The organism is Thiohalocapsa sp., assembly GCF_022340605.1.
Lineage (GTDB): Bacteria > Pseudomonadota > Gammaproteobacteria > Chromatiales > Chromatiaceae > Thiohalocapsa.
Genome location: NZ_JAJDNQ010000102.1, coordinates 1 through 8,881 on the forward strand (window position 1 = coordinate 1; position 8,881 = coordinate 8,881).

Genomic DNA, 8,881 nt, shown 5'->3' on the forward strand with positions numbered 1-8,881 from the left:
TCCGCCCGCATGGTGGCGGTGCGCTTCGCCGGCCCGGACCAAACTTACGCGATGCCGTCCGGCGGCACGCTGCGGCAGGCCGCCGAGGCACTGGGGCTCGCCGTCGGCGCGGGCTGCGGGCAGGGTGACTGCTGTGCCGACCTGGTGCGGGTGCTCGACGGGGCGGACAACCTGGAGCCGCCCGGCGCCATGGAGCGCTTGACCCTGTCTCGCATCGGTGCCGCCGCGGATCAGCGCCTCGCCTGCTGTGCGCGGGTGCTCGGTCCGGTGACCGTCGCACCGCCCGATGCCGCCAAGGAAGCCGACGCCTGCATCGATGAGCTGTTGCGCGCGCGGGTGGATGCCGGCGTCGAGCGCGTGGTCATCGTCGGCAACGGTATCGCCGGCAGCACCGCGCTTGCGCGCATCACGGCGCTGAGCCCGCGCTGCAGGGTCACGGTGATCGGCGAGGAGCCGCACGGCTTCTACAACCGCATGGGCATCGCCCGGCTCATCGAGTCCGCCGAAGGCGCGGACAGTTTGGCGTATCCAGATTCCCCGGCGCTGGTCGCTCCAACGGTGGACCGGCGCATCAACACCCTCGTGCGCGCCATCGAGCCCGCGGCGCACGCCGTCCTGCTCGGTACTGGCGAGCGGCTGGGCTACGACCGCCTGCTGCTTGCCACCGGCGCCGCCGCCGCGCGTCCGCCGCTGCCGGGCGTGGAACTGGCCGGCTGCTTCGACCTGCGCACCGCTGCCGATGCGATGGAGATCCGCAACTGGCTGCAGCGGTTGCCGGTGGAGCAGGCCGTCGTCGTCGGCGCTGGCGTGCTCGGCCTGGAGGCGGCCGAGACGCTGGCCCGCTTCGGCGTGCCGGCGCAGGTGCTGGAAAGCGGCCCGGGTGCCATGCCGAGTGAGTTGCTGCCGGCGACCGCCACCGTTGTCGCCGACATGCTGGCGCGGCACCGCGTTCAGGTGCGCGCCGGCGTGCGGGTGGCGGCCGTCCGCGGCGCCGACGACAACCTCGGGCGTGTCGGGGCGGTGGAGTTGTCGAGTGGCGAGCTGGTCCCCGCGGGTCTGGTTCTGTTTTGCACCGGCAACCGCCCGAACATCCCGCTGGCACGGGATGCCGGTCTTCGTTGCGGACAGGGCATTCGGGTGGATGACCAGATGCGTACCAGCGATCCGCACATCTTCGCGGCCGGTGACGTTGCGGAGCTCCACGGGCGGGTGACCGGCCTATGGGAGCCGGCGCGGCAGCAGGCGCTGGTGGCGGCCGAGAGCATGCTCGGCCTGGCGCACCACTGGCGGCCGGCGCTGCTGCCGATGCGGGCCAAGCTGAAGAGCCTGGACTTGGTGACGCTCGGCGCCCTGCCGCCGACGCGTGGCGCCGAGATCCTGGTCAGCGCCGCCCGTGGGCGTTCCTGGCGCCAACTGGTGCTGGACGCCAATGGGCGGGTCGCCGCGGCCGCGTTCGTCAATGCGCCGCGCTGGGTCGCCGATGTGGAGATGGCGGCTCGTGCCGGGCGCGATCTTCGGCCCCTCCTGGAATCGCTGCGGGAGGGCTGTTGGGAGGTTCTGCGGGATGCCGAGCCGGTGCCTGAGCGGGCGGAGGCAGCCTGATCAGGCGCAAGGACAGTGGGGGCCGAGGCAGTGCGACCGAGGCAATGGAGCTACTGAGGCACTGAAGCTGAAACGGAGAACGAAGGACTGAGGACCTGAGACTGAGGAGGTTGGGCTCAGGACAGAGGACTAAGGAGGCGGGACCGAAGGATGTGGAACTGAGGGAGTTGGCGACAGGATGTAGACGTCTGGGAGCAGGACTGTGGCAGTGGGTCCGAGGCAGAGGGAGCGCGGCGGCGGACCGTCTGGCCGCGGGAGTGAAGTGAACTGACCCCCGGCCGGGCGGCTCGCCGAGCCGCCGCGGCGCCCGGGCCAGCACACGGCACAGCATGGAGTTCAGTAGCGCGTCGGATGACTCGGCTCTCACCCAGCGGAAGTCGTGGTGCTCGGGGCGGCTTCGACAACTCGAGGCCCCCAGAGCCGGCGGACGAGTCAAGTTGCTGTAATGCAGCAAGCTCACGGTTGGTCGGTCTGAGGCAAAAGCCTCGCGGGTTTCGTGATGCATGTCACGACCGGCTGCCGGCGTTGGCTCCGGGCTCGGAGCCGCCACGTGCATGACTCTCATGGTGTCAGACCATATTGGGGAGAACCACAATGACTGAATCCAGACGCACAGATATGCACCCATCGGCTGCGCTCATCGCAGATCAGCAAGGGCTTGCTGAGATATCCCTCTTGAGCTACCGCGCTCGTGGTATCGATCTGGTCCACGATATCGATTCCGGACCGAACGGCATCACCTGGACCGGTGACGCGAACCTGTTCAAGGCCCAATGCCGGCTCAATGCCAATGTCGTTGATCAGATCATCGCGATGGTGCCCACGATCACCGACAAACGCGGCCTCCATTTTGTGGTTCGCGAGGATTTCGACATCGCCAGCGGCGCCATGACCTGGTGGGGCGCCATGGCTTGGGCGAGCTGGCTCAGCCTCACCCGCTACGCCGGCGCGGGAGGCTGGCGTCTGTGCTCGGCGGCCGGCTGTAACGGCAGCCCGCCGCGCACTGGCAGCGGCGTCATCTGCAGCGAGCTCGGACGCTTGTACTACGCCGGTGGCTGCATCGACGCCGGCAATCCCATCACCACCAACCGCAAGCTGACGGGCGCCTTCTCCAATCTTCAGAATGACGTGTACTGGACCTGCACCGAGTATGTCGCGAATGCGGACGGTGCCTGGTTGTTCTCCACCAGCGACGGCAGCCAGTGCTTCGGCGCCAAGAAACACAAACGCTTGGCCTGGGCTGTCCATGAGGGGCCGGTCGGCGCGGTGCGCCCGCAGGACGCGAGCCCATTGGAGCGTCTGCTGGGTCTGGCCACGCTCGATATTAGCGGCTGCAGAAGGCGGCAAGTGCAACGGGCTGCCTTATTGCGATGACGACTCGCTGCCGGCGGCTATCACCGGTTGACGGCGTGGGTCGATCGCACAGACGGCAAACGGCGCCGAACATGGCCGGGCATCCTGCCCGGCAGGAAACGCCGATCAATCGGCGTTTGCCTCGTTTGGCTGCAAAGCGGATGGGGCCGGGGCAGTGGGAGCGCGGCGACGGGCCGTCCGGGCGTGGGGTTGGCCTAACCTGACCCGCGGCCGGATGGCTCGCCGAGCCGCTGCAGCGCCCAGGCCAGCACCCGGCGCAGCCGCGCGTTCAGCAGCGTGTCGGCCTGCACGGCACTCACCCAGCGGAACTCGTGGTGCTCGGGGCGGCCCAGTTCCGGGCTCACCGGCAGGCGCACCTCGCCCGCCGGCGCCTCGGCGAGGTAGTAGCGAGCGATCTTGCCGCGCCCGTAGCGCTCGGTCTCGATGTAGTCCTCGCCCCAGCGCAGCGTGAAGCCCGAGAGCCCGGTCTCCTCCGTCGCCTCGCGCAAGGCGGCCGCGAGCGGTGCCTCGCCCGGTGCGAGCTCGCCCTTCGGGAAATCCCAGTAGTTGTAGGCGCGCAGTAGCAAAAATCTCGCGGCGTCGTTCGCGATGCGCACGGGGATGATGCCGGCGGAGCGGGTGGTGGGTTGTTCGGTCATGGGGCATGCAGAAGGCGATGTCCTCGTCGATGAGATGCAACCGCTCGGTGCGGGCACCGGCGGCCTCGGCGGCGCCGAGCACGGCATCGACGAGTTGGTCCGTGATGCCGCCCCGGCGGTAGCTGCCGTCGAGGGCGAGGATGTGGGGTTGGGGTGCTGCGGCCGAACGCTGGTCGTGGGATTTCGGCATGATGTGGCGGGCGTCGTGGGCTCAACGAAGGTGCGGAGTGCCTGGCGCGGAGTGCGCGCGCTCTGGGTGGTGGCACTCGCGTGCGGCGTTCTCGCTAAAGGTATCCCAAAGAGCGCGGCCGATGCCGCCTGGCCGCACTCTAAGCTCCGTACTCCAAGCTCCGCACTTCGCACTTCGCACTATTGTGCGCTCACCACCCCCCATTGCGCGGTCCGCCACCCCAGCCGCCACCGCCGCCGCCACGACCGCTGCGGTTGCAGCCCCGTCCGGCGGTCATCCGTTGGCTGCGGAACTGCGCCATCTCGGCCTGGCTCACGCGGCCGTCACCGTTGGCGTCGATGTCGGTGAACTGCGGCGCGTTGCCGGCGTTGCGCATCGGCCGGCCGGCTTGCGCGTTGTTGGCCATGCGCTGGGCGCGGAAGGCCGCGTGCTCGCTGGCGCTGACATAGCCGTCGCCGTTCGTGTCCATGTCGGAGAAGGCGGCGGGGCCGCGGCCTGCCGGGCCGTACTGCCCGCCGGTCCACCCAGGTTGGGCGATGGCGGCGGAACTGGCGGCGAGGGCGAGACCGCTCGCCAACAGCGTGCTGGTGAACCAAGTGTTCCTGCGTGACATCTGACATCTCCGTCGGGTTGGCTCGGGCGGGTGCCGCGCGGGGGGCCTGTTCCCTGGGCTCCGTACCCCGCTGGCACCGGCGCCCGGTGTTCGGGTAGGGCGGTGTTGGATCGGTGATCCGCGCTCCGTGCTGCCGCCCTCGGTTCAAAGATTAGCGGCGGGCGGTGCAGCTATCCCGCAGCGACGGCGCAAGAACCGTGCAGGTGCGCGGCGCCGGCGCGACCCGGCGCCGTCCGTACGCCGACCTGGTGCCGCGCCGAAGCTGATGCAAGACAACCCGCCGACCGACGCCGCTTGGATGCATCGGGCAAAGGGTTTCAAATACCGCACGAGTTCACTCGAACCCTGCCACAGCCGAACCGGCGCAACCGACCTGGCGCAACCGACCTAGCGAAACCGAACTGGGAGCTCGCGACTATGACCGAACCGACGAAGTGGGTGTTTGCCTTCGAAGAGGGCGACGGCAAGAACAAGAAACTGCTGGGAGGCAAGGGCGCCAACCTGTGCGAGATGACCCAGATCGGCCTCAACGTGCCGCCCGGATTCGTCATCTCCACCGACGCCTGCCTGGCCTACCTGGACACGGCGGACCGCGCGCTGCCGTCGGGCGTCATGGACCAGGTTCGCGACCAGATGGCCGCCCTGGAGCGCAAGACCGGGAAGGGCTTCGGCGACCCGGAGAAACCGCTGCTGGTGTCGGTGCGCTCGGGCTCGGCCATGTCCATGCCGGGCATGATGGACACCATCCTCAATCTCGGCCTCAACGCCGAGACGCTGCAGGGTGAGATTCGCGCCACCGGAGATACGCGCTTCGGCTACGACGCCTACCGCCGCTTCATCCAGCTCTTTGGCAAGGTGGCACTCGGTGTGCCGGACGAGCTGTTCGACCGCCAGTTCGAGGAGGTCAAGCGGCAAGCCCATGCCAAGCAGGACGTGGACCTGGCGGCGTCGGACCTCAAAGAGATCAGCGAGCGCTTCCTTGCCGTCGTCGAGGAGCACACCGGCAAGGCCTTCCCGGCGGACCCGATGGAGCAGCTGGAGATCGCCATCAAGGCGGTGTTCAACTCCTGGATGGGCAAGCGCGCGGTGGACTACCGCCGGCAGTTCAATATCACGCCGGATATGGCCAACGGCACCGCGGTGAACGTCGTCACCATGGTGTTCGGCAACCGCGGCGACGACTCCGCCACCGGCGTCGGCTTCACCCGCAACCCGGGCACCGGTGAGAACGAGCTCTACGGCGAGTACCTCATCAACGCCCAGGGCGAGGACGTGGTGGCCGGCATCCGCACGCCCAAGCCGTTGTCACGCCTGGACGTCGAGATGCCGGACATGGCCCGCGAGCTCGCGGAGCTGCGCCAGAAGCTCGAGACCCACTACCATGAGGTACAGGACTTCGAGTTCACCATCGAGCGCGGCGTGCTCTACTGCCTGCAGACCCGCAACGGCAAGATGAACGCCACGGCTATGGTGCGCACATCCGTGGAGATGGAACAGGAGGGCCTCATCGATAAGGAGCAGGCGCTCAAGCGCGTGGACCCCATCAGCCTGGAGCAGATGCTCTTCCCACGGCTCGACCCCAGCGCCAAGGTCGGCGCCGTTGCCGAGGGCCTGCCGGCCTCGCCCGGTGCCGCCTCCGGCATCGCCGTGTTCGACGCCGACCGTGCCGAGCAACTCGGCAAGGATCTCGGCGAGAACGTCATTCTGGTGCGCGAGGAGACCAAGCCTGAGGACATCCACGGCTTCTTCGCCTCCAAGGGCATCCTCACCTCCCGCGGCGGCAAGACCTCCCACGCTGCCGTCGTCGCCCGCGGCATGGGCAAGCCCTGCGTGGCCGGTGCCGAGGGCATCAGCGTGGACGTCACCCGCCGCCAGGCCATCGTCGGCGAGACCAGCTTCAAGGAAGGCGACGTCATCACCATTGACGGCACCACCGGGCGCGTCTACATCGGCGCCATCCCCACCGTGGAGCCCGAGTTCACCTCGGAGCTGAATACTTTGCTGGAGTGGGCGGACGAGGCGGCGCGGCTCAAGGTGCTGGCCAACGCCGACACCCCGGATGATGCCCGCACCGCGCGTAAGTACGGTGCCGTCGGCATCGGTCTGGCGCGCACCGAGCGCATGTTCAACGCCACCGACCGGCTGCCCATCGTCATCGAGATGATCGTAGCCGAGACGCCGGAGCAGCGCCAGGCCGCCCTCGACGAGCTCTTGCCCTTGCAGCGGCAGGACTTCCGCGAGCTGTTCGAGGTCATGGCCCCGCACCCGGTCACCATCCGGCTGCTGGACCCGCCCATCCACGAGTTTCTGCCCGATGAGCACCAGCTCGAGCGCGACCTCGCCGACCTGCACGTGCTCGCCCAGAGCACCCGCGGCATGACCGCGCTGGCCGGCACCATGGGCCTGCTGCACACCCCGGACAAGGAGCGCATCGCCTTCGACGACCTGCGCCGCGTCGTTGACCCGATGCTGGTGGAAGAGGCCATCACCAAGAAGGAGACCATGCTGCGCAAGGTGCGGGCGCTGCACGAGACCAACCCCATGCTCGGCCATCGCGGCGTGCGCTTAGGGATCAGCTTCCCCGAGATCTACAAGATGCAGATCCGCGCCATCCTGGAGGCCGCCGCCGAGTGCGTCGCCGCCGGCATCGACGTGCATCCGCAGATCAAGGTGCCGCAGGTCTGCACCAAGCAGGAGCTGTTGCGGGTCAAAGCCTACGTGGACGAGATCTACGCCGAGGTCGAGGCCGCCCACGGCCGGCCGGTGCCGTTCAAGTTCGGCACCATGATCGAGGTGGTGCGCGCCTGCATGCGTGCCGAGTCCCTGGCCGAGAGCGCCGAGTTCTTCTCCTTCGGCACCAATGACCTCACCCAGGCGACCTTCTCGTTCTCGCGCGAGGACGCCGAGAACAAGTTCCTGCCGCTGTACAACCGCAGCCAGATCCTGCAGGACAACCCGTTCGAGGTGCTGGACGTGAAGGGCGTCGGCAAGCTCATGCAGCTCGCCGTCGAATGGGGCCGGGCGCAGCGCCCGGACCTGCACGTGGGCATCTGCGGCGAGCACGGCGGCCATCCCAAGTCCATCGCCTTCTGCGATGAGGCGGGGCTCGACTACGTCAGCTGCTCCGGGCCGCGGGTGCCGGTGGCGCGCCTCGCAGCGGCGCACGCGGCGCTGGCGCGTCGCTCGGAGCAGTAGTCCTTCTTGCCCGTGGCGCCGGCATCCCGTCGGCGCCGGATTGGTCAGCCTGCCTGGAACGAGCGCGGTGCCGGGAAACCGGTGCCGCGCTATGCTATAGGGCGGCGAAGGATGTTGCCGGCATATCCCGATAGCACGGTAACAGCCCCAACATACTACGTCGTTGCAGAGATGATTGCGGACGCGAGGAGCGACCGATGACGACTATGATTGCCGAGTCCAGCCGAAACATCACCGAGCTGAAGGGCAGTCTGGCGCTGTTGAAATGGATGGTCGGTTTCAACCTGGCGTTCACCATGGCCGTGGTCTGGAAGGTCTTCGCCTGACTGCATGTCATCGGGAGGCTCCCAGTCATGCACGCCCGAGTCCGACCCACCTTGTACGAGCAGTTGCTGACGCTGCCGGAAGGAGTGGTCGGCGAAATCCTGGACGGCCAGCTCCATGTCCATCCGCGCCCGAGCGGCCCGCACGGGTTCGCCGCCTCATCCCTCGGCTATGACCTGATCGGCCCCTTTCAGCGCGGCCGCGGTGGTCCGGGCGGCTGGTGGATCATCGACGAACCGGAGCTGCACTTTATCCGCGATACCGAGGTCGATGTCCCCGACCTCGCGGGCTGGCGGCGTGAACGCATGCCGCTGCTCCCGAAAGGACACCGCTACACCGTCGTCCCCGACTGGGTGTGCGAGGTGCTGTCCAATTCGACGGAAAGCGTCGACCGGGAGATCAAGATGCCCATCTACGCCCAGTTCGGCGTCGCCTACGCCTGGCTCCTGGACCCACGCTTCCGCACCCTCGAAGCCTACCGACTCCAAGACGGCAACTGGCGGGAGATGGGCCGGTTCAAGGATACGGATAGCGTCCGTGTTGCGCCCTTCGATGGCTTCGAACTTCAGCTTGACGGACTGTGGGGGCCGACGGAGTAGAGGAAGCTGGCTAGATAGGCTCGTTGAGCCTGGCCCCTTTTCTTTTGCCGCTGCCGCAGCGGGTGGTGCATATTCCGCGTATGGAGTCGCGTCGAAAACGTGGTCCGTCCCTGAGGTATCCCCACGAATCATGCCGCTGACGCCGGCTCTGCGAAGAGCCGGTTGTGCTGATCGGCGGCCCCTTGGCTGATGTTCGTGAGCGCGTCCGATAGGCCGTCGAGGAGCGGACGGTAGTCCTCCAGCGTGAGCAGCATCCGCGCGAGAAAGGGGCGCGAGTATGGGCTGCGCTTACGCGATCCGGGACGCGGGTGTTGATCGAGGTTGCGCTCGGTTGTCGCGGTGCCGA

The 8,881-nt window shown here is 68.0% G+C and carries 8 protein-coding genes and 1 pseudogene; 5 read left to right on the forward strand and 4 right to left on the reverse strand.

Annotation, left to right across the window (positions count from 1 at the left end; genetic code table 11):
* Window positions 1-1,602: FAD-dependent oxidoreductase (locus tag LJE69_RS13410; protein WP_296925850.1), on the forward strand; the 1,602-nt coding region annotated here is incomplete at its 5' end.
* Between the two features lie 594 nt (window positions 1,603-2,196).
* Window positions 2,197-2,976: a hypothetical protein gene (locus tag LJE69_RS13415; protein WP_296925852.1), complete on the forward strand. Its 780-nt coding sequence runs from the start codon at window positions 2,197-2,199 to the stop codon at window positions 2,974-2,976.
* Between the two features lie 194 nt (window positions 2,977-3,170).
* Here LJE69_RS13415 and LJE69_RS13420 read toward each other — a convergent pair whose 3' ends face one another.
* The 3 genes and pseudogenes from LJE69_RS13420 to LJE69_RS13425 all read right to left on the reverse strand — a co-directional run bounded on the left by LJE69_RS13420 (window position 3,171) and on the right by LJE69_RS13425 (window position 4,417).
* Window positions 3,171-3,614, reverse strand: coding sequence for an NUDIX domain-containing protein (locus LJE69_RS13420; RefSeq protein ID WP_296925854.1), 444 nt, complete (start codon window positions 3,612-3,614; stop codon window positions 3,171-3,173).
* Window positions 3,568-3,804, reverse strand: a pseudogene (locus LJE69_RS21020) (NAD(P)H-dependent oxidoreductase); the annotation flags it as partial. The pseudogene LJE69_RS21020 and the gene LJE69_RS13420, both read right to left, overlap by 47 nt.
* Before the next feature lie 190 nt (window positions 3,805-3,994).
* On the reverse strand, window positions 3,995-4,417 hold the full coding sequence (locus tag LJE69_RS13425) for an EF-hand domain-containing protein (RefSeq protein ID WP_296925856.1): 423 nt from the start codon (window positions 4,415-4,417) through the stop codon (window positions 3,995-3,997).
* A gap of 417 nt (window positions 4,418-4,834) precedes the next feature.
* Between LJE69_RS13425 and ppdK the strand changes: the two genes are divergently transcribed.
* The 3 genes from ppdK to LJE69_RS13440 all read left to right on the forward strand — a co-directional run bounded on the left by ppdK (window position 4,835) and on the right by LJE69_RS13440 (window position 8,535).
* Window positions 4,835-7,612 (forward strand): pyruvate, phosphate dikinase, encoded by a 2,778-nt coding sequence (gene ppdK, locus LJE69_RS13430; RefSeq protein ID WP_296925858.1) that lies wholly within the window; start codon window positions 4,835-4,837, stop codon window positions 7,610-7,612.
* 197 nt (window positions 7,613-7,809) lie between these two features.
* Entirely contained in the window at window positions 7,810-7,938 is a 129-nt protein-coding gene (locus tag LJE69_RS13435) for a hypothetical protein (RefSeq protein WP_296925859.1), read from the forward strand.
* 27 nt (window positions 7,939-7,965) lie between these two features.
* The gene (locus LJE69_RS13440) at window positions 7,966-8,535 is read left to right on the forward strand and encodes a Uma2 family endonuclease (RefSeq protein ID WP_296925861.1); all 570 of its coding nucleotides are present in this window, start codon (window positions 7,966-7,968) and stop codon (window positions 8,533-8,535) included.
* A gap of 128 nt (window positions 8,536-8,663) precedes the next feature.
* Here LJE69_RS13440 and LJE69_RS13445 read toward each other — a convergent pair.
* A partial coding sequence (locus LJE69_RS13445) for a hypothetical protein (protein ID WP_296925863.1) occupies window positions 8,664-8,881 on the reverse strand: 218 nt, incomplete at its 5' end.

Bases quoted from the DNA above. Each gene is read 5' to 3' on its own strand.
- LJE69_RS13415 (WP_296925852.1), top strand. From the start codon at position 2,197: ATGACTGAATCCAGACGCACAGATATGCACCCATCGGCTGCGCTCATC.
- LJE69_RS13420 (WP_296925854.1), bottom strand. From the start codon at position 3,614: ATGACCGAACAACCCACCACCCGCTCCGCCGGCATCATCCCCGTGCGC.
- LJE69_RS13440 (WP_296925861.1), top strand. From the start codon at position 7,966: ATGCACGCCCGAGTCCGACCCACCTTGTACGAGCAGTTGCTGACGCTG.
- ppdK (WP_296925858.1), top strand. From the start codon at position 4,835: ATGACCGAACCGACGAAGTGGGTGTTTGCCTTCGAAGAGGGCGACGGC.
- LJE69_RS13425 (WP_296925856.1), bottom strand. From the start codon at position 4,417: ATGTCACGCAGGAACACTTGGTTCACCAGCACGCTGTTGGCGAGCGGT.
- LJE69_RS13435 (WP_296925859.1), top strand. From the start codon at position 7,810: ATGACGACTATGATTGCCGAGTCCAGCCGAAACATCACCGAGCTGAAG.